The following is a 19240-nucleotide window of genomic DNA, read 5'->3' as shown; positions in this document are numbered from 1 at the left end:
GGTATTAGGTTTTTACTATCTATTTAATGGATTATATTCTTTTTAATATCTGATACACCAACTGCTTCATTCCTTTGTCCTGATATCGTTAAATACAGTAGTTATCAGCACCTTCAAAGGAATTTATTACTTAAAAATGAATAACAATTGGAAACAATTGATAAATGTAGCATTTTGCCTCGAATAAATTAAATATTTACTAGAATGACTATAAACAATACTCGACTATTACTACTATCGACTTTATTTTCTTTCACCTTTCTGATCTCTTGCCAAAAGACAATTGAAAATAAAATTTCTAAAAATGACGACCTACATCTAGATGTCTTTTTTGATAGTGTTTTTTTATCAGACTTAAATAAAAGTCCTGAATCTTTGACCTATAGAGGTGATAAATTTCAAAATGATGAATGGGATGATTACTCTGAAAGTGCATTTTATAGAACCTTTAGAGACAAAGAACATGCTTTAAATGAATCTAAAAAGTTCAATTCATTAAGTTTCTCACCTAGTAGAGCATTAAGTTTAAAATTATTTCAGGACGAATTAAAATTAAATCTTGATGGAGAACGCTACCACATGTACGAATATACATTTAATCAGATGTTTGGCGCCCAAAGCGAATCTGCCTCATTTCTTATCGGTTTTCATCAAATTGATTCTAAAAAGGATGCTGAAGCATATATAGAAAGAATAAAAAAGATACCTGAATTAATGCAACAAAAAATCACTAAATCTGAAATGGCTAGTGAAGTTGGATTTAGGCTACCAAAATTTTTATTTCCAAAGGTTTTAGGTGATTGTGAGAATTTGCTCAAAGGTAAACCTTTAGATAAATCATCAGTTGATCATCCTTTAGTAAGTGATTTCAATAAAAAGTTAAGTGCTTTAAAATTACCTCCAAACGAGGAAGATCAATTGAAAAAAGATATGTACCATGCCATGGTTTATTATTATGGTCCAACTTATAGAAAACTCATCCATTATCTTAAAAAAGAGGAAAAACTTTCGAATGATGAAGCTGGTGTATGGCGCCTGAAAGATGGTGATGAATATTACGCCTATTGCCTCAAAAAAATAACTTCTACAGATCTTACTGCAAGCCAAATTCATGATTTAGGTTTAAAAGAAGTAGAAAGAATACATAATGAAATGCAGATCATTAAAGAAAAGGTTGGCTTTGAAGGTGACTTACAAGCATTTTTTGAATTCATGAAGTCTTCTCCCCAATTCTATTACGCTAATACAACAACAGGTAAACAAGAATACTTACATAAAGCAACGGCTATTATTGATACGATGAGAACTCGTCTAGATGATCTTTTTATTACTAAGCCTAAAGCAGAAATTATTGTAAAAAGAGTTGAAGAATTTAGAGAAGCTACTGCAGGCAAAGCTTTTTATAACAAACCTGCTAAAGACGGCTCAAGACCTGGGTATTACTACGCAAATCTTTATGATATGGAAGGAATGCCTAAGTATGAAATGGAAGCATTGGCTTATCATGAAGGTATTCCGGGGCACCATATGCAATTGGCATTAACACAAGAATTATCAGACCTTCCTGAATTTCGAAAATCAGGAGAATATACTGCCTACATTGAAGGATGGGGTTTATACGCAGAATTCATTCCAAAAGAACTAGGTTTTTATAGTGATCCTTATTCAGATTTCGGGCGTTTATCTATGGAACTTTGGAGATCTTGCCGTTTGGTTGTTGATACAGGAATACATGATCGTAAGTGGACTAGAGAAGAAAGTATTACTTATTACACATCCAATACCCCTGCAGCCTACAGTCAGTGCGAAAAAATGGTTGACAGACACATTGTAATGCCAGGACAAGCAACGGCTTACAAAATTGGCATGGATAAAATCTTAAAACTTAGAGATAAATCAAAGAATATACTTGGAAGTCAGTTTGATATTAGGCAGTTCCATGAAGTAGTTTTAAGCAATGGTCCAATACCTTTATCAACATTAGAATTTCTTGTAGAGAATTATATCCAAAAGAATAATCAAATGCTATAAATTTTATTTTTGTAGACTTAATATACTATCATTTTATAGTTGAATTTAAAAACTGTCTTATTTTTGATATATTCATTATACCTAAATAAGACAGTTTTACTTTATCGCTTATAATTTGAATTATAAATCAATCCTATTTCTATTCATTTTATTGAATAGTACTACTTGTATTGTTGCTCAGAACACTCCCCAAATTTTATCTGGGCTAACAGACTATATAGAAACAATATCAGATAAAAACTCTTTTCCTGATGAATATCATTTTGATTATGCTTACAAAATAACGCATATTCATAGTAATGATAGTATAGAGAACTTTGTTATTTATTCACCTAAAGAAGGGGATTATTTTGCTTTATCCAAAGACCTTTCTGATACGGAATTAATGGTTTTCGACCTCACTAAAAATTACTTATTAACTTTCTGTACAATAGATAAAGAACAATATGCCATATCAGGCCCTTTATCGTTTTTTGATCAATTTAAAGTTGATCAAAAAGTATATAAGTTTTCGAAGAAGTTATCCAAAGAAAAAAAATCCTTAAAAGAAAAACATATTAGTTATACATCTACTTATAATGGAGTTGTAACTGAATTAGACATTACTAAAGAAAAAAAGTTTAATAATAATGGATTAAAAAAAGGTTTTTGGATGATAATCCAAGAATCTAATTCTACTCCAACACCTCTAATAGAAAAAGGTAGTATTTTAGAAATTAGAACTAAAACCTCTAAAAATCTATCTAAAGCAAGTATTAATGAGGTAATTGAACTTGATAAAAATATTATACTTTTAAATTACAAATTGATTGATTTTGGTGCTTTAGAACAAGTTAAGAAAGACTCTTTGTAAAACGTTTTACTACTTAACATCAACAATGATAGTTTACACACTAACCATACTTTTATTTATTCTCTTTATTATAATTGGCACCGCCATTTATTCGGTTTACCTCCCTGTTTCTTCAAATTTCGAGAAAAGTATAGCAGATACTATACCTGCGAATGCACAAGAACTAGAAAAGCACGTTAGAGCACTTTGTTCTACGACAGGTTTTAGGAATTACACCAACAAATTAGCTCAAGCAGAGGCTGTTGATTATATAAAAAGTAGTTTCGAAAAATTTGGTTATAAAACGCACATTCAAGAGTTTTTAGCATCTGGTGAACCTTACAAAAATATTATCGCTTTTTATGGAGATCCTAAAAAAGATAGAATTGTAGTTGGAGCTCATTACGATGCTTTTGGCGAACAACACGGTGCTGACGACAATGCTAGTGGAATTGCTGGTGTTTTAGAAATTGCCCGTTTATTAAATTTATTGCAGCCAAAATTAAATTATTGCATTGAACTTGTAGCTTACGCCAACGAAGAACGCCCTTTTTTTACTACTAAAGATATGGGAAGTTACGTGCATGCTAAAACAAATATTGATAATAATGTACACACCACTCTAATGGTTTGTTTAGAGATGATTGGATATTTCGACGAAAAAGAGGGTACTCAAGATTACCCCGTCAAAGCACTTAATAATTTATACCCAAAATCTGCCGATTTTATTGCTTTAGTTGGTAATCTTAAAAACCATTCTGCTGTAATGAAATTTAAAATCGATATGAAAAAATCTGCTGATATAGGTACATATTCTATTAATGCTCCTTCTAGTATTAAAGGACTAGCAAACTCAGACCACAGAAACTATTGGCAATTTGGTCAGAATGCTATCATGGTAACTGACACTTCGTATTTTAGAAACCCTAATTATCATCAACTGTCTGATTCTCCTGAAAGTTTAGATTACAAAAAAATGGAAGAAGTAATTAGGGGAACTTACTATGCGATCACACAATATTAATTAACAATTAAAATGTCATACTTAATAAAATACAAAAGTGACTTTCAGGTCATAGAGTGGAACGAATCTACCAAGATTGTAAAATCTTCTTGGAATACTCCTATTAATCTATCTGAAAAGCTATACCGAGAAGAATTAAACCAATATTTTAAAATGATAGAAGAGCTTACTCCGAGTTTAATTCTTGTTGATGCCATAAAAGCATACTACAATATACACCCAGACACTCAGGAATGGATAAATCAACGTAATATAGAAATCCATAAGAAGATTCATTTACGAAGAATGGCATGGGTTGTATCTTCTGATTTATTTTCCCAAGTCTCATTTGAGCAAGCACTTGATGATGTAAAATCTAACAACATCTTTAAATTACAATATTTTGATAATGTTGAAGAAGCTGAAAATTGGCTCTCTAAAAACTTGGATTAATTATATTTAATATTTACATTTATTAAACGTTGTTAAAATTTACACTATAACTACTATATAAACGAACCCTAATGAAGCATTTTTTATTATACACCTTTGTCACTATAACTATCGCATTATTGTCTTGTACAAAAGTGCACAAAACAAGCCCCCAGAAAGATGCTACAACTGTTGATGACGATTTAAGAAAAAGAGAATCGACATTCTACGGTTTTAAGATGAAAAAACTGGATGGTTCAGTATTAGATTTCCAAACCTTAAAAGGTAAAAAAATATTTATTGTTAACACAGCATCAAAATGTGGTTTTACTCCTCAATATGAGCAGTTGGAACAACTACATAAAAAATATGGTGAGGAGTTAGTAATTTTAGGCTTTCCATGTAACCAATTTGGAAAACAAGAGCCAGGTTCTAGCGAAGAAATTGCATCATTTTGTAAACTTAACTACGGAGTTACTTTTACAATGATGGAAAAAGTAAATGTAAAGAAAGGTGATGACCAATCTCCTCTTTATAGATGGCTTACAGACCCTTCTGAAAATGGCTGGAATGATGAAGCTCCATCTTGGAACTTCTGTAAATATTACATCAATGCTAAAGGAGAGTTAAAAGATTTCTTTAACAGTAATATTAAACCACTTGATGAAGAAGTGATTAAAGTTATATCTAAATAACACTACTATTTACACCCACTTTAGACCTCCTTGATTATAAATTAAGGAGGTTTTTTAATTTAACTGCAGCAATGGATAAAAATTTCTGGACAAAAAAGTACCAAGACCAAAACACAGGATGGGATATTGGAACAGCAAGCACTCCATTAAAAGAATATATTGATCAACTCGATAATAAAGAAATTAAAATATTAATTCCCGGAGCTGGAAATGCTTATGAAATAGAATATCTATGGAATGCAGGATTTAAAAATATTTATGCTTTAGATATTAGTGATGAACCATTATCTAATTTAAAAGAAAGATGTCCCGAAATTCCTTCAAATCAATTGCTTTGTGAGGACTTTTTTAGTTTTGACCCACCAGTTAAATTTGATTTAATTTTAGAGCAAACTTTCTTTTGTGCATTGAATCCTTCACTTAGAAAGCAATATGCTATACAAATGCAGCGTTTGTTAAAAGAAGGAGGCAAACTATCAGGATTACTGTTTATTTTTCCTCTAACAGAAAGTGGCCCACCTTTTGGAGGGTCTAAAGAAGAATATTTAAAGTACTTCTCTCCATATTTTACTGTAAAAACAATGGAAAGTTGTAAAAATAGTATTCAACCAAGAGACGGGAATGAGTTATTTTTCATCCTCGAAAAAAAATAATATAAATAAGAGCATTTGTAATTCAAACAGCATGAATAAACAAATAGGCATTAAAGTACTTTGGCTAGATCAATACGCTAAACTGAAAGAAGAAAATCAGCAATTAAAAACAGGTCTAGATAATGCTTTAGAATATTGCAACGCACTTTTAGAAGATAAGGAAAGTTATAACTTTGAAGAAGTAGAAGGGCAACCTCTATTACAAGCAGTTAACGCATTAAGAATCCAAAGAAAGGAACTCAAAATCATAGAAAATGAAAGAGAGTGGGTATCTGAAGGACTTTCTAAATTTGTAGATATATTAAGAGCTTCTCAGGATAACTTAGAAGATCTTTGCGATCAAATTATCAATAATTTAGTTTCTTATTTAGGAATTACTCAAGGTGGTCTTTTTGTTGTTGATGAAAACATAGAAGACCGTAAGGAATTGATATTAATATCAGCATATGCTTACGAAAGGAAAAAGTACATCAATAGATCAATTAAACCAAGAGAGGGATTAGTAGGTCAGGTTTTTATTGAAAAGAAACCTATGTACCTTAAAGAAATCCCTGATCAATATGTAAATATTTCTAGTGGTTTAGGACAAGCAAAACCAACCAATTTATTCATTGCTCCAATGATGATGAATGAAGAGGTTTATGGTATTATTGAACTCGCATCACTTAAAGAAATGCCTGAGTTCCAGAGAGAGTTTATCCTTAAACTTGGAGAATCTATTGCATCTACAATTGCTGCAACAAGAAATGCAGCAAGAATGAAAGTCTTGTTAGAAGATTCTCAAATTCAAGCTGAACAAATGAGAGCTCAAGAAGAGGAAATGCGACAAAACGTAGAAGAACTTCAGGCTACTCAAGAAGAGATGCACCGTAAGCAAAAAGAGCTCGAAAATACGAACTCAAAAATTAAAAATAATGAAGCCGTTCTACAGAAAGCATTTGACAAAATGAGGTCTGCAGACGAAAATCATAAAGTTAAATTCTCTGATTTAGAAACAATCGTTGCTCAGAAAGATGACGAAATTTCTAAACTTGAGGGTGAAATAGAGTTAAAAAACCATGAAATTGAAAAATTAAGGGGTCAACTTTAGAAATTAATTCTAAACAAAGCATAGGTTATTGCAAGAAGTTGTAATAACCTATTATTTTTGCCAAGGGAAAATATGCCTAAATATTAAGGCTTCCCTTTTTTTAAATAAGAATCAAATAAAAAGAATCGGGCATTGTTCGATTGGCAAAAATAGCGATATATGAAAATCTCCTTAAATTGGCTAAAAGGCCTAATTGATATAGAGGATAAAACACCTCAGGAAATTGACGAACTATTAACTAGCTCAGGACTTGAAGTAGAAGGTCTTGATGAAGTTGAAGAAATAAAAGGCGGACTAAAAGGACTTGTAATTGGTGAAGTTCTTGAATGTGAACAACACGCCAATGCTGATAAATTAAGAGTTACTAAAGTTGATATTGGAACAGAAGAACCTGTACAAATTGTATGTGGTGCTCCAAATGTTGCCAAAGGTCAGAAAGTAATTGTTGCAACTATTGGAACAGAGTTATACCCATCTCCAACAGAGAGCTTCAAAATCAAAAAAGGTAAAATCCGTGGAGAAGTTTCTATGGGGATGATTTGTGCGGAAGACGAAATTGGTCTTGGTCAGTCTCATGACGGCATTATGGTATTAGATACTGATGCTGCAAATGGAACTCCAGCTGCTCAATATTTCAAATTAGAGAATGATTATATCTTAGAGATTGGCCTAACACCTAACCGTGTAGATGGATCATCTCATTATGGCGCTGCTCGTGATTTAAAAGTATTACTTGATCGCGAAATCAAACAAGTTACAAAAGAAGACCTGTTAGCTACTTTTAAAGTAGATAATACTTCTGCACCAGTTAATATAAATGTAGAGAGTACAGAAGCTTGCCCAAGATATTCTGGACTTACCATTTCTAATATTAAAGTTGGCGAATCTCCAAAGTGGATTAAACAACGTTTAACTGCAATTGGATTAGCACCTATTAATAATGTTGTAGATATTACAAACTATGTTTTACATGAATTAGGACAACCTCTTCATGCATTCGACCTTGCTAAAGTAACAGGTAACGAAATTAACGTTCGCTTTGCTAAAGAAGGTACTGAGTTTGTTACTCTAGACGAAGAAAAACGCACATTAAAAGGTAATGACCTAATGATCGCAAACGCATCTGAAAATATGTGTATTGCAGGAGTATTTGGAGGTCTTGATTCTGGTGTTTCTAACGAAACAACTAGTATTTTCTTAGAGAGTGCTTATTTCCACCCAGACTTTGTTCGTAAGACATCTCAACAACACAGTATTAAAACAGATTCTTCTTTCCGTTTTGAAAGAGGTTGTGACCCTAACATGTGTATCACTGCATTAAAATATGCTGCTACATTAATTAAGGAATACGCAGGTGGAGAAATTTCTTCTGAAATAGTTGACCTTTACCCTACTCCTATTGAGAATTTTGTTATTGATGTAAAATTCAAAAACGTTGATCGTTTAATTGGTCAATCCATTCCTCAAGATAAAGTAATATCAATTTTAGAAGGGTTAGAAATCTCAATTCTAGAAAGAACAGAAGATGCTATTAAAGTTTCTGTTCCTCCTTACCGTGTAGATGTTCAAAGAGAAGCTGATATTATTGAAGAAATTCTTAGAATTTACGGATTTAATAATGTTGACCTAAGCGAATCTTTATCTGCTGATTTTTTAGCTAACTTCCCTAAAAAAGATAAAAACATCTTACAAACTAAGGTTACAGAAATGTTAGCAGGTAGTGGTTGTCATGAAATAATGACCAATTCACTAACATCAAGCAAGTATTCTGAAGGTGTTGCAGACATTGATAGCGATAAAGACGTAAAGATTTTAAATATACTAAGTGCAGACCTAGACGTAATGCGTCAGTCTATGCTATTTAGCGGTTTAGAAGTTATTAATCATAACATCAGACGTCAACAAAAAAACATCAAAGTTTTTGAATTCGGTAAGACGTATCATACCAAAGAGAATGGTTACAAAGAAAATGAACATTTAGCTGTATTCGTTTCAGGTACTTCTTCTGAAGAATCTTGGGTACGTAAAGCAGTTGCTTCAGACTTCCATACTATTTCTTCTTTAGTGGAACGTATCTTAGACCGTTTAAATATTCAAGGAGTATCTCAAGAGTACATCTCTAACGATACTATTTCTTATGGATTAACATACACTGCAAGAAAGCAAGTAATTGCAACTGTAGGAATGGTATCACCAAAAACAGCAAAATTAGCAGGCGTAAAACAAGAAGTTTTCTATGCTGATATTGACTGGAGTACATTAGTTAAAATGTATAATGCTGATTACAAGTTCAAAGAAATCCCTAAGTTCCCAGAAGTTAGAAGAGACCTTTCTATTGTATTAGATAGCAAAGCTACATTTGCTTCTATAAAAGAGATTGCTCAGAAAACAGAAAGAAAATTATTGAAGAAAATCAATGTTTTTGATGTATACGAGGGCAAACACCTATCTACCGGCTTGAAATCTTATTCTGTAAGTTTCATTTTACAAGATGAAAACAAAACATTGAATGACAAGTCTATTGATAAATGTATGTCATCTCTGATTAAAGCTTTCGAAAACCAATTGAAAGCTGTAATCCGTAAATAATCAATGATATTTATATACCACTCATAGCTATACCTATGAGTGGTACTTATTTTTTTAATTAGAATAACATGTCCACTATCATCCCCACACTAAACGAGGAATTGAAACAACTTTTTGAAAAAGTTTCAAACCTATCTTCATTGTATGAAAATTCTCAATCAAAATTAAAGCAATTACAAAACGAAAAGGTTGCTTTCGAAGATCAAATAGATAGTAAAATTGAGATACAAGAGTACAGTGACAAACTGCAAGAACTCATAAATAAAGGGGATGAACAGATTAATCAATTATTGACTGATAAATCTGATCTGCAAAGTGAGAGAGATGAAGCACAGAAGTTATCCGAAGGACAACAAAGTGTAATACAATTTTTAAATCAAGATATTGATCAACTTAGAAAAACGCTAGAAGAAAAAGATGACACGATTGATATTTTCAATCAGCAAAAAAGAGAATCTATAAAAGAGGTTCAAAAATTAAAAAATGAAATTAGAGATCTTCATGCTCATGTAAAGAGTTTGGAGAATTTTGAAAATGAAAAGAAAGAGCTAATTGCTCAAAAGGAAGAACTAAAAGTAGAGGTTGATCTCTTAAATGAAGAAGTTGGTCGACTTTCTAAGCAATAGAACAGCATTTTTTCAGTTGAAAAGTGTAAAATTCCATATTTTAAATTACTTTTATTTGTTAGAAGGGAATTTTACTTGAATCGTTCGAAAAAACGTTTTAATACATATATTCACATTAAGATAATTTCGGTCTAATTTTATTAGACGAATAACCAAAAAACTTGTAGAGATTAACATGGGATTAAGATCCAGCAAAGAAAGTATTCAGTTAAATCTTTGTGGCAAATCGTATAATTTAAAAGCCACAACATCTGAAGCACATTTACTTCGAAAAGCTGCAGAACGTTTAAACGAGATTTTAGACGCTAAGCGAGAACACCTTAATGGTGCTGATCTTAAGGACCTACTTGTAATCACTGCATTTGATTTTGTAGTAAATTCTTTAAAAGACGAAAGAGAGCTGAAAGAATCTACTGATAGTGTGATAGCATTAAACAAACAACTCGAAGAAATTCTAAACGAGAATTAAAAGTTGATCATTGTAGTTCCCTAATACTATATATATTATTCAACAAGTAGTCACTGAACTACGCACAGACATCTGTACGTACAAATGGAACCAAACATAATTTTAGCTGCCGTAGTCTGCTTACTAGTAGGTATAGCAATCGGTAGATTTTTATTAGCTAGAGTCTTAAAAGGGATGGAAACATCTGCTATTGATAAAGCTAATAGTATACTAGAGGATGCTGAAAAAGAAGCCGAAAGTATAAAGAGAACAAAGTTAATTGAATCAAAAGAAAAATTCTTGAAAGCAAAACAAGATTTTGATTCTGAAACTGCAAAAAGAAAAAATCAGCTTAACGTAAACGAGAACAAATTAAAGCAATTTGAGAACCGTTTAAAGCAACAAGAAGCAAAGCAAAAACAAAAGGAAGCTGTATTAGCAAAGCAAGTTGAGTCTTTCAAAAAGAAAGATCAAGAAATGGAACAACGTTTTGAAGAACTTGCTGTTCAGAAAGAGTTTACTTTTAAAGCAAAAGCTGAAGCTGAAAATTTACGTCTTAAGCAAGTTGAACAATTAGAAAAAGTTGCCAACTTAAAAGCTGAAGACGCTAGAGAGCAATTAGTTGAAGCGTTGAAAGATGAAGCCAAAACAAAAGCTTCTATGCATATTAAAAATATCATGGAAGAGGCTAAAATGACAGCAACTAAGGAAGCTCGTAAAACTGTTATTACAACTATACAAAGAACTGCCGCTGAACAAGCGATAGAAAATTGTGTATCAGTATTTAACCTAGAAAGTGATGAACTTAAAGGTAAAATTATTGGTAGAGAAGGACGAAACATTAGAGCTCTTGAAGCTAGTACAGGTGTAGAAATTATTGTAGATGATACTCCTGAAGCAATCATTATTTCTGGTTTTGACCCTGTTAGAAGAGAAATTGCAAGAGTTTCACTACATAGATTAGTAGCAGATGGACGTATCCACCCTGCTCGTATTGAAGAAGTTGTTTCTAAAACTCGTAAAAACATTGAGGACGAAATTATCGAAATCGGTGAAAGAACTGTAATTGACTTAGGTATTCATGGTTTACACCCTGAACTTATTAAGTTAATTGGTAGAATGAGATTCCGTTCTTCTTACGGACAGAACTTATTACAACACTCTAGAGAGGTATCTAACTTAGCAAGTACTTTAGCTTCTGAACTTGGATTAAATTCTAAAGTTGCTAAACGTGCCGGCTTATTACACGATATTGGTAAGGTTTGGCCAGAAGAACCTGAAGTTCCTCACGCTATCTTAGGTATGAACCTAGCTCAAAAATATGGAGAAACTCCAGAAGTTTGTAATGCTATTGGTGCTCACCACGATGAAATTGAGATGACTTCATTAATCTCTCCTATCGTTCAAGCATGTGACGCTATCAGTGGTTCTAGACCTGGTGCTAGACGTGAAATGATGGAATCTTACATACAACGTCTTAAAGAGCTTGAGGGCTTAGCGATGGACTTTAAAGGAGTTCACAAATGCTATGCAATCCAAGCAGGTAGAGAGTTACGTGTAATGGTAGACGCAGAAAAAGTTCCTGATACTGATGCTGGTCAATTATCTTTTGACATTGCAAATAAAATCGAAACTGAAATGCAATATCCAGGACAAATTAAAGTAACGGTAATCCGTGAAACAAGATCTGTTCACTTTGCGAAGTAATCAAGATTTAATAAAACATATAAAGGTTGGCTATTTAATTAGTCAACCTTTTTTTTTATCTTCAAAATAAAAATGTCAGAAAAGAACAGGTGTAATTGGTGTGTTGGTAATCCTTTAGATGAAGAATACCATGATAATGAATGGGGTGTTCCTCTACATGATGATCAAAAGTTATTTGAAATGTTATGTTTAGAGGGAATGCAAGCTGGATTAAGTTGGAGTACTGTATTAAAGAAAAGGGCTCACTATAGCAAAGTATTCGAAAATTTTGACGCTAACTTAGTTTCTCAATATAATCAACAGAAGATAGAAGAATTATTGAGTGACCCAGGTATTATCAGGAATAAATTAAAAGTAAATTCAATAATTACCAATGCTCAACTCTACTTAAAAATACAAGAGGAATTTGGTTCATTTGATAAATATATTTGGCAATTCACTGCTTATAAAATACTCCAAGGTAAGCGTAAATTAGACAGCGAAGTACCAGCTACTTCATCAGAAAGTGACTTAATGAGTAAAGATCTTAAAAAAAGAGGTTTTAAATTTGTTGGAAGCACTATTTGCTATGCTTATATGCAAGGTATTGGAATGATAAACGATCATACTATGGATTGTTATAGATATGCTGAATTATCATAAAAAAGAAAATATAACCCTACTATTAATCAACATGAAACACCTATTAACGCTCATTCTTTTATTCTCTATCCTTATATCAACTCCTATAATTGCTCAAAACACTCGTGAAGACTCAACAAAAAAAGAAAAAAACCTTCAATTTATAGGCATCCCGAATATTGCCAACAATAAAGTCTTTGGATGGGGTGGCGGAGCAAATGTAGGAGCTTTTTATAAGTTGAATAAAGCCGATTCGATTTCTCCACCATCAATGTCATTTGTACAAGGAATGTATTTCCAAAACGAAACATGGTGGTTGGCACTATTACAAGAAAATTACTTTAAGCAAGATAAATTTAGAAGTAGAATTTTACTCTTTACCACTAATGTAAATTTTCAATTTTTCACCGACGAATTACTTCCTCAACTCCCTTCAACAGTTGTTCCGTATTCAACCAGAACATCATCTATCCAAGCGAGTTTCTCTACTAAAATATTTAAAGATGCCTTTCTTGGACCTATTTATACATATGGAAAGAATAATTTTTCATTTGATAATGATGCTCTGAATAAACTGCTTGAACTAAGAAATATAGGTGATTTTACCACTTCTGGAATTGGCTTAACCTTTGATTATGATTCTAGAGATAATATCTTCTCTACATCAAAAGGAATGTACCTTAACTTATACTCTTTAAGCTATTTTGATGCAATTGGTTCTGACGCCGACTTTACTGGTTTATATGGAGAATACTCTTACTTCTATTCCATTAAAAAAAATATGATACTAGCCTCTAAAGCTAATGCTGCTACCTTATTTGGCGATGTACCTTTTGTAGAAGAGAATGTAATGGGTTTTGGTGGAACTCGTTTTCAAGACCTAAGAGGATATAATAAAGGGCAATTTAGAGGGAATCAAATTTATATGGTGCAGGCAGAATTAAGATGGAGATTCTATAAAAACTGGGGAGCAAATTTCTATTATGGTATGGGTACTGTGTTTACAGCTGGGCAGAATGTTCCATTTCTCCCTGCAGGAGGAGTTGGATTGAGATATAAAGCATCTAAACAATACAATATTAATGTAGGTATAGATGCTGCTTGGGGTAAAGATGATAATGGTATTTACTTTCTTATTGGAGAAGCCTTTTAATATTCGACACTAAAAGGCAAGACGATCTTTTGTTCAACAGGTTTGCCGTTTTGTTGGGCAACCATCCACTTTGGTGATTTCAATAAAAGGGCACTTACTGTTTTATCCACAGTTTCATCTATTCCTTTTAAAATTGACACATCACCTATTTTGCCATATTTATTTACGACAAATTCCACAAAAATCTTTCCTTTTTGTCCATTTGATGTATTTTCCATAGTATATGATGAATGAAACCAATGGAAGAATTCTCCCATACCACCTGGATATGTTGCAGACACTTCTGCCATAACATATTCTTGTTCTTCACCTTTTGATACATCTTTTTTTATTTCGTGTTCCAAAAGCATTTTTAACTCATCTCCATTCATTTTCAATTCATCTCTCATCGTGAATTGAAACATAGTATTAACTTCATCTAAAGCAATTAAATTAAGCCCTAAATGATGATGAGACAACGCCCTTATGTATTGAATTTCTGCTGTAGATCTAGGTAGTAATGCAATAATTTCATCAGTCTTCACTAATGCTTTATCAAATTCTTTTTTTTCTAATAATTCGTAGGCATAATCAATGTAATCTTTCGATGTTTCTTCGGGAGAATACTGAGCATAACTATGCTGGGAAAGAAGAAAGAATATAATGTTGTAAACTGCTAGTTTCATTAAATTGATGGTTGAATTGTTGCTTAATTAATAACTCACACAATTGCATGTTTATTGTTATTCAATTAGTAATAACCTAATTAAATTTCAGATTTCAAATAAGATTGTCTTAGAGGCTCTTCAAATTTTTCAATAGCATAACGTAAAGTAGTCCTAGTCATATGCTTATAATTGGCTCTTAAAAACATTTCTTCAGCTGATTGGTCTCTTTTACCTATTTCCTTTAACATCCAACCAGTAGCCTTGTTCATTAAGTCATGTTTGTGCTCTAAAAAGTGTTCACATAACCTAAAAGCTAAAGTAAAGCTATCTCTTTTAATAAAGTAATATGTAGCTACAACACTCACTCTCTCCTTCCAAAGATAAGAGGATTCCGATAATTCAAAAAGTAGGCTTTCTTCCGCTTTTTCTTCGTAAATATACCTTCCTAGTAGTTTGTAAGCAGAACAATCTACCAAATCCCAATTATTTACATAATGTAAATTCGTTAAGTAAAGTTCTATAATTTTCTCTTGAGAAATGGGTGAGTTCTTTTTTTCGAAATGATGAATCATCATAAAAAGAGCACACATTCTCATTTCATGCAATTCGTTTTTTAAAAGTAACTCCAATTCATGATAATGAATCGATAAATAGTTGGCTTTGGCTACTTTTTTTATGTTTGGAACTGATACTCCCATAAACTCATCACCTTCTCCATATCCTCCATCAAAAGCCTTAAAAAATAAATATGCTTTTTCCTTTTTTATTTCATTGCTATAATTAGAAAGTTCTTGATAAACTTCACTTTCTTTATTTCTATTCATACCTTATTCTTTCCTCCAATTTAACCTATAAGAAAGTCCACCTTCCACAAACCAAGTATCAATAACTTGTGTTTTATTGAATCCTCCATAAACATCAAGCATTAAATTATTTGTAATTAAGTAAGATAGACCCGCATCAAAGCTAGGGTAAAAGTAATTTAGATTACCATACATCTCTACAAAAGCACCAATTTTATCAGATACTACAAATGCAAAATTTAAAGTAGCAGGAAGATAATATCCTTCTATACCAAGATCATCTGTACCAGAACTTTCTCCGGGAAGAACTAAACCATAATTCATAGTTAAACCTAACCAAGGTTTTAATTGATGATAAGAAGCCATATTATACACCATTCCAACATTTTTTCTTTCGTAATCTTTACCTACTAGTTTAGTAATTAATCGTCCTTGAAAAGCAAGAGTAGGAACCCAACCATTATTTTCTAAAAGTTGGTATTTAAATCCTAATTGTAAATTACTTAAACCTTGAGCAAATAAAGAGTCTTTAGTACCAACATCACCTCTAATAGTCCTGTAATTTACCAATGCTTCAAAATCAAAAGTTTCTGTAATTCCAAGTCTAAAAAAGGTAGTGCTTAATTGTGATTTTTTAGGAGTAGAATCAGAATCTTCATTAGAGAAATTATAGCCCGTTTGGATTTGAACAACACTTTTCCCTAAAGTAGTAGCTGTAAAAGATTGTCCAGGCCTATCACTTGATATCGTTTCAGAGAACTGAGCTTTTACGTTTGTACTAAAAAATATAAAAGTAATTAAGATGTAAATAGATAATCTCATATAAGTTATTTTTAATAAGATTAAGAAGTTACAATTTTAGTCGTTCTTTCAGAATTTCATCAAGAATAAACACAAAAAAATCCTTGCTCTTTTATATTAAAAGAACAAGGATTGAATATATACCTTACTTATTACTTCCGTAATAAGAAGTTGCTATTAACCAGTAGCTCTAAGTGCTGATGCAATTGCATTAATTGACGTCAACAATTGGAATAATACTGCTTCTACTTCTTCTGGGGTAGACTTTTCGTCAGCTTTCATTTTTCTCCATTTCTTCAACAATCTAATTTGTGTCTTATGAAGTGGACTTAATGCTTCAGCTCTGATAAAGCTAGAATAATAATGGTTGCTTCTTCTTTCTGCAAAAGAAGTTCTCAAGATGCTATCCATCATTTTTCTTGTTCTAGCAAGTTCAGAAGTTAACTTTTCCAAGATATCTTCACGAACGTCTTTATCTTTCACCATTGCAGCATACTCTTTCATAACAGACTCATCTGTTGCTTCTAGAGATGTATCTACGTTAGTAAATACGTATCTGATTAATGGATCAGTTTGCATCAATTCTTTCAACTTAGCAAAATCTGCAGGGCGTTCTTTAGATAATTTCTCTAAAGTATAACCTACACCATACCAAGATGTCATATTGAAACGTGCTTGACTCCAGCTAAATACCCAAGGAATAGCTCTTAAATCTGCAAGCGTTCTTCTACCTGTTCTACGAGCAGGACGAGAACCAATTCTACTAGATTCAATAGCATCAATTGGAGTAGCTTCACCATAGAAAGTAATGAAATTAGGATCTTCTAATAAAGAAGCATAGAAATCTCTACTTTCGTGTGCCATCCAAGCAACTACATCTTCAATTGGGTGTTTTTCTTTAGAGCCTAAAATGTCTGAAGTTGTATTAGCAACTGTACCCGCAAGTAACAATTCCATATTATAACTAGCATTCATTTTATTGGCATATTTCTGCTCAATAGTCTCACCTTGTTCAGTTAAACGCATATTTCCGTTTACACCGCCATGAGGTAGAGATTGGATAAACCAATGAGCAGGACCAGCACCACGAGAAATAGTACCACCTTTACCATGGAAGAAGTTGATTGCAATATCTCTATTTTCTCCAACTTCAGCCAATCTTGATTCTGCATGGTGTAATGACCATTGAGAAGCTAAGATACCACCATCTTTATTACTATCAGAGTAACCTACCATTACCATTTGCGTTAAACGTTTGTCTCCGTTTAATGTTTTTTGGTATTCTAAGCTACGACGTGTAATTGGGTGATCTAAGAAACTTTGCATTACTTGTGGACTTACCTCAAGATCTTCAATAGTTTCGAATAATGGCACTACAGGTAGTCTACAAACTAAACCTTCTGGTGTTTGTTCCATTAATCCTGCTTCTCTTGCAAGAAGATAAACTGCAACTAAATCTGATACTGAACGTGTCATTGAGATAATCAATGCACCAATACCTGATGAACCGTAGTTTTTAATATATTTTGCTAAAACTCTATACGTAGAGATTACAGCATTTGCTTCGTTTGGAAGTTTTACTGAAGGATGAGTAAATGGTCTGTTAGACAATAACTCATTATTCATAAACGCAACTCTTTTCTCTTCAGACCATGTTAAGAAGCTTTCTCCGTCTAATGACGCTGCCGTCAATAATTGAGAGATTGCTTTATCATGGAAGTCACTGTTTTGACGTACATCTAAACGAGCCAAGTGGAATCCAAAAGTATCTAATACTCTTAATGCATCGTTTACATAAGAATACGCTAATCTTTTAGCACCAAACTCAATTAAAGTAGCTTGTAAAAGTTCTAAGTCAGATTTTAACTCAACAGAGAATCTATATCTGAATTCGCTTTCTTGAAGCTCAACAGCATGCTCTCTTTTAACTTCTACAGGTAATTTAGCAAGACAAAGGTTAACAAATTGTCTAAATGCCTCTCCAACATTTCTGTCTAAAGCATCTTGACCTCTTTCACCTAATTCTTCAGCCATTGACTTGATACGAGCTTTTAATGCTTCTGGAGCATTCTCGATATCACAAGAAACTGAAAGTTTTTTAACTAAATTAAATAAAGATCTTCTAACTAAAACAAAAGCGTTTAATCTTAAAATCCCTAATGTTTCGTCAGTAATTTCGTGAGTTACTAATGGATGACCATCACGGTCACCACCTACCCAGTTACCAAAAGATACACGAGGACGACTATCAACTTTTCTGATTAGATCTTTATCAAAACCAACTTCTCCCCAAGCTTGTTGGAAACGTTGATCTAAGATTGGAAGAACTTCTGGGAATACGTTTGTTAAGTAATGAATAGCATTTCTTCTTTCAGATGCTACGTCAGGCTTCTCAACAAAAATTTCTCCTGTTCTCCATAAAGTATCTAATATTAATTTAATTTTAGCATTAATAGAACGCTGCTCAATACCAGTATACATAGAGTTCTCTCTTTGTACTAATAATAAGTATAATGTTCTATGGTGCTCTAATACTGTAGATCTTTTTGCCTCTGTAGGGTGAGCTGTTAATACAGGTTCAACCATTACTTGTGGCAATAATTCTGCAATATCCTTTTCAGAATATCCTTTATCTTTTAAGTTTTGAAGGCGTTCACCCCAAAGACCTTTAACTGAAGCTAATCCATTATCGTTTTCTTTTGTTCTACGAGCTTGGACTGCTCCATTTACTTCTACCATATTCAATAACTGAAATACGATAGAGTATAATTGCATATATTTTTCGTCGAATTTTTTTAATTCGGGAGTTGTCTCATTTATCCAAGGAATAGCGTTGGCCATTTCCTCTTCACCATTCTCCATTAAAACTTCGTATAAACACTCAAGTAAAAACTCAAGGTCTCTATACGGTTTCCCTAAATGTTTCTTGACAACTTCAAGAGCACTCAGTGGTGTTACTGTTTCTTTTGACATTGCTAATAAATAAAATTATATATGAGATAATTTGTTATAAATGATAAAACGTGATTGAATTGCAAGATTAGTTAAAAAATTCGTAACAAAAGTAGACATTTATCATCATTAATTAATATTAATCAGCGAAAATAAT

At 32.4% G+C, this 19240-nt stretch carries 17 protein-coding genes; 13 read left to right on the top strand and 4 right to left on the bottom strand.

Features of this window, described 5'->3' with window-relative positions; translation table 11 throughout:
- The first annotated feature begins 204 nt into the window (after positions 1-204).
- From EI427_RS02965 to EI427_RS02905, 13 genes are all read left to right on the top strand, one after another.
- On the top strand, positions 205-2031 hold the full coding sequence (locus EI427_RS02965) for a DUF885 domain-containing protein (RefSeq protein ID WP_126611457.1): 1827 nt from the start codon (positions 205-207) through the stop codon (positions 2029-2031).
- A gap of 115 nt (positions 2032-2146) precedes the next feature.
- The gene (locus tag EI427_RS02960; RefSeq protein WP_126611455.1) at positions 2147-2884 is read left to right on the top strand and encodes a hypothetical protein; all 738 of its coding nucleotides are present in this window, start codon (positions 2147-2149) and stop codon (positions 2882-2884) included.
- 25 nt (positions 2885-2909) lie between these two features.
- On the top strand, positions 2910-3887 hold the full coding sequence (locus EI427_RS02955) for a M28 family peptidase (RefSeq protein WP_126611453.1): 978 nt from the start codon (positions 2910-2912) through the stop codon (positions 3885-3887).
- A 12-nt stretch (positions 3888-3899) separates the two neighbouring features.
- Entirely contained in the window at positions 3900-4319 is a 420-nt protein-coding gene (locus EI427_RS02950; RefSeq protein ID WP_126611450.1) for an STAS/SEC14 domain-containing protein, read from the top strand.
- 71 nt (positions 4320-4390) lie between these two features.
- The gene (locus EI427_RS02945) at positions 4391-4993 is read left to right on the top strand and encodes a glutathione peroxidase (protein WP_126611448.1); all 603 of its coding nucleotides are present in this window, start codon (positions 4391-4393) and stop codon (positions 4991-4993) included.
- Positions 4994-5064: 71 nt separating this feature from the next.
- Entirely contained in the window at positions 5065-5646 is a 582-nt protein-coding gene (locus EI427_RS02940; RefSeq protein WP_126611445.1) for a methyltransferase domain-containing protein, read from the top strand.
- A 31-nt stretch (positions 5647-5677) separates the two neighbouring features.
- On the top strand, positions 5678-6736 hold the full coding sequence (locus EI427_RS02935) for a GAF domain-containing protein (RefSeq protein WP_170178380.1): 1059 nt from the start codon (positions 5678-5680) through the stop codon (positions 6734-6736).
- A gap of 159 nt (positions 6737-6895) precedes the next feature.
- Positions 6896-9325, top strand: a complete 2430-nt coding sequence (gene pheT, locus EI427_RS02930; RefSeq protein ID WP_126611441.1) for a phenylalanine--tRNA ligase subunit beta — start codon at positions 6896-6898, stop codon at positions 9323-9325.
- Between the two features lie 101 nt (positions 9326-9426).
- Positions 9427-9951, top strand: a complete 525-nt coding sequence (locus tag EI427_RS02925) for a coiled-coil domain-containing protein (RefSeq protein WP_126611439.1) — start codon at positions 9427-9429, stop codon at positions 9949-9951.
- A gap of 175 nt (positions 9952-10126) precedes the next feature.
- Positions 10127-10420 carry a cell division protein ZapA gene (locus tag EI427_RS02920; protein ID WP_126611437.1) on the top strand — a complete coding sequence of 98 codons (294 nt, stop codon included), beginning with the start codon at positions 10127-10129 and terminating at the stop codon, positions 10418-10420.
- Between the two features lie 84 nt (positions 10421-10504).
- Positions 10505-12106, top strand: a complete 1602-nt coding sequence (gene rny / locus EI427_RS02915) for a ribonuclease Y (RefSeq protein WP_126611435.1) — start codon at positions 10505-10507, stop codon at positions 12104-12106.
- 72 nt (positions 12107-12178) lie between these two features.
- Positions 12179-12748 (top strand): DNA-3-methyladenine glycosylase I, encoded by a 570-nt coding sequence (locus tag EI427_RS02910; protein ID WP_126611433.1) that lies wholly within the window; start codon positions 12179-12181, stop codon positions 12746-12748.
- Positions 12749-12779: 31 nt separating this feature from the next.
- Positions 12780-13880 carry a BamA/TamA family outer membrane protein gene (locus EI427_RS02905; protein WP_170178379.1) on the top strand — a complete coding sequence of 367 codons (1101 nt, stop codon included), beginning with the start codon at positions 12780-12782 and terminating at the stop codon, positions 13878-13880.
- Here the strand turns inward: EI427_RS02905 and EI427_RS02900 are convergent.
- The 4 genes from EI427_RS02900 to EI427_RS02885 form a co-directional block, all read right to left on the bottom strand.
- A complete protein-coding gene (locus EI427_RS02900; protein ID WP_126611429.1) occupies positions 13877-14545 on the bottom strand; it encodes an energy transducer TonB in 669 nt (222 codons plus the stop codon). The two genes, EI427_RS02905 and EI427_RS02900, sit on opposite strands and share 4 nt — an antisense overlap.
- A gap of 80 nt (positions 14546-14625) precedes the next feature.
- Positions 14626-15351, bottom strand: a complete 726-nt coding sequence (locus EI427_RS02895; protein WP_126611427.1) for a DNA alkylation repair protein — start codon at positions 15349-15351, stop codon at positions 14626-14628.
- A 3-nt stretch (positions 15352-15354) separates the two neighbouring features.
- Positions 15355-16152: a transporter gene (locus tag EI427_RS02890; protein ID WP_126611425.1), complete on the bottom strand. Its 798-nt coding sequence runs from the start codon at positions 16150-16152 to the stop codon at positions 15355-15357.
- 156 nt (positions 16153-16308) lie between these two features.
- Positions 16309-19104 (bottom strand): phosphoenolpyruvate carboxylase, encoded by a 2796-nt coding sequence (locus EI427_RS02885; protein WP_240655344.1) that lies wholly within the window; start codon positions 19102-19104, stop codon positions 16309-16311.
- Between the last annotated feature and the right edge of the window lie 136 nt (positions 19105-19240).

Origin of the sequence: Flammeovirga pectinis (assembly GCF_003970675.1) — a bacterium.
In the GTDB taxonomy this organism is placed as follows: Bacteria; Bacteroidota; Bacteroidia; order Cytophagales; family Flammeovirgaceae; genus Flammeovirga; species Flammeovirga pectinis.
Note: the sequence above shows the minus strand (reverse complement) of the source record. Positions and strands in the feature narration are given on the sequence as shown.

What these genes read in the sequence shown, in the direction of transcription:
- EI427_RS02965 (WP_126611457.1), top strand. Translation starts at nt 205, where the DNA reads ATGACTATAAACAATACTCGACTATTACTACTATCGACTTTATTTTCT.
- EI427_RS02955 (WP_126611453.1), top strand. Translation starts at nt 2,910, where the DNA reads ATGATAGTTTACACACTAACCATACTTTTATTTATTCTCTTTATTATA.
- EI427_RS02950 (WP_126611450.1), top strand. Translation starts at nt 3,900, where the DNA reads ATGTCATACTTAATAAAATACAAAAGTGACTTTCAGGTCATAGAGTGG.
- EI427_RS02945 (WP_126611448.1), top strand. Translation starts at nt 4,391, where the DNA reads ATGAAGCATTTTTTATTATACACCTTTGTCACTATAACTATCGCATTA.
- EI427_RS02940 (WP_126611445.1), top strand. Translation starts at nt 5,065, where the DNA reads ATGGATAAAAATTTCTGGACAAAAAAGTACCAAGACCAAAACACAGGA.
- EI427_RS02935 (WP_170178380.1), top strand. Translation starts at nt 5,678, where the DNA reads ATGAATAAACAAATAGGCATTAAAGTACTTTGGCTAGATCAATACGCT.
- pheT (WP_126611441.1), top strand. Translation starts at nt 6,896, where the DNA reads ATGAAAATCTCCTTAAATTGGCTAAAAGGCCTAATTGATATAGAGGAT.
- EI427_RS02920 (WP_126611437.1), top strand. Translation starts at nt 10,127, where the DNA reads ATGGGATTAAGATCCAGCAAAGAAAGTATTCAGTTAAATCTTTGTGGC.
- rny (WP_126611435.1), top strand. Translation starts at nt 10,505, where the DNA reads ATGGAACCAAACATAATTTTAGCTGCCGTAGTCTGCTTACTAGTAGGT.
- EI427_RS02910 (WP_126611433.1), top strand. Translation starts at nt 12,179, where the DNA reads ATGTCAGAAAAGAACAGGTGTAATTGGTGTGTTGGTAATCCTTTAGAT.
- EI427_RS02905 (WP_170178379.1), top strand. Translation starts at nt 12,780, where the DNA reads ATGAAACACCTATTAACGCTCATTCTTTTATTCTCTATCCTTATATCA.
- EI427_RS02900 (WP_126611429.1), bottom strand. Translation starts at nt 14,545, where the DNA reads ATGAAACTAGCAGTTTACAACATTATATTCTTTCTTCTTTCCCAGCAT.
- EI427_RS02895 (WP_126611427.1), bottom strand. Translation starts at nt 15,351, where the DNA reads ATGAATAGAAATAAAGAAAGTGAAGTTTATCAAGAACTTTCTAATTAT.
- EI427_RS02890 (WP_126611425.1), bottom strand. Translation starts at nt 16,152, where the DNA reads ATGAGATTATCTATTTACATCTTAATTACTTTTATATTTTTTAGTACA.
- EI427_RS02885 (WP_240655344.1), bottom strand. Translation starts at nt 19,104, where the DNA reads ATGTCAAAAGAAACAGTAACACCACTGAGTGCTCTTGAAGTTGTCAAG.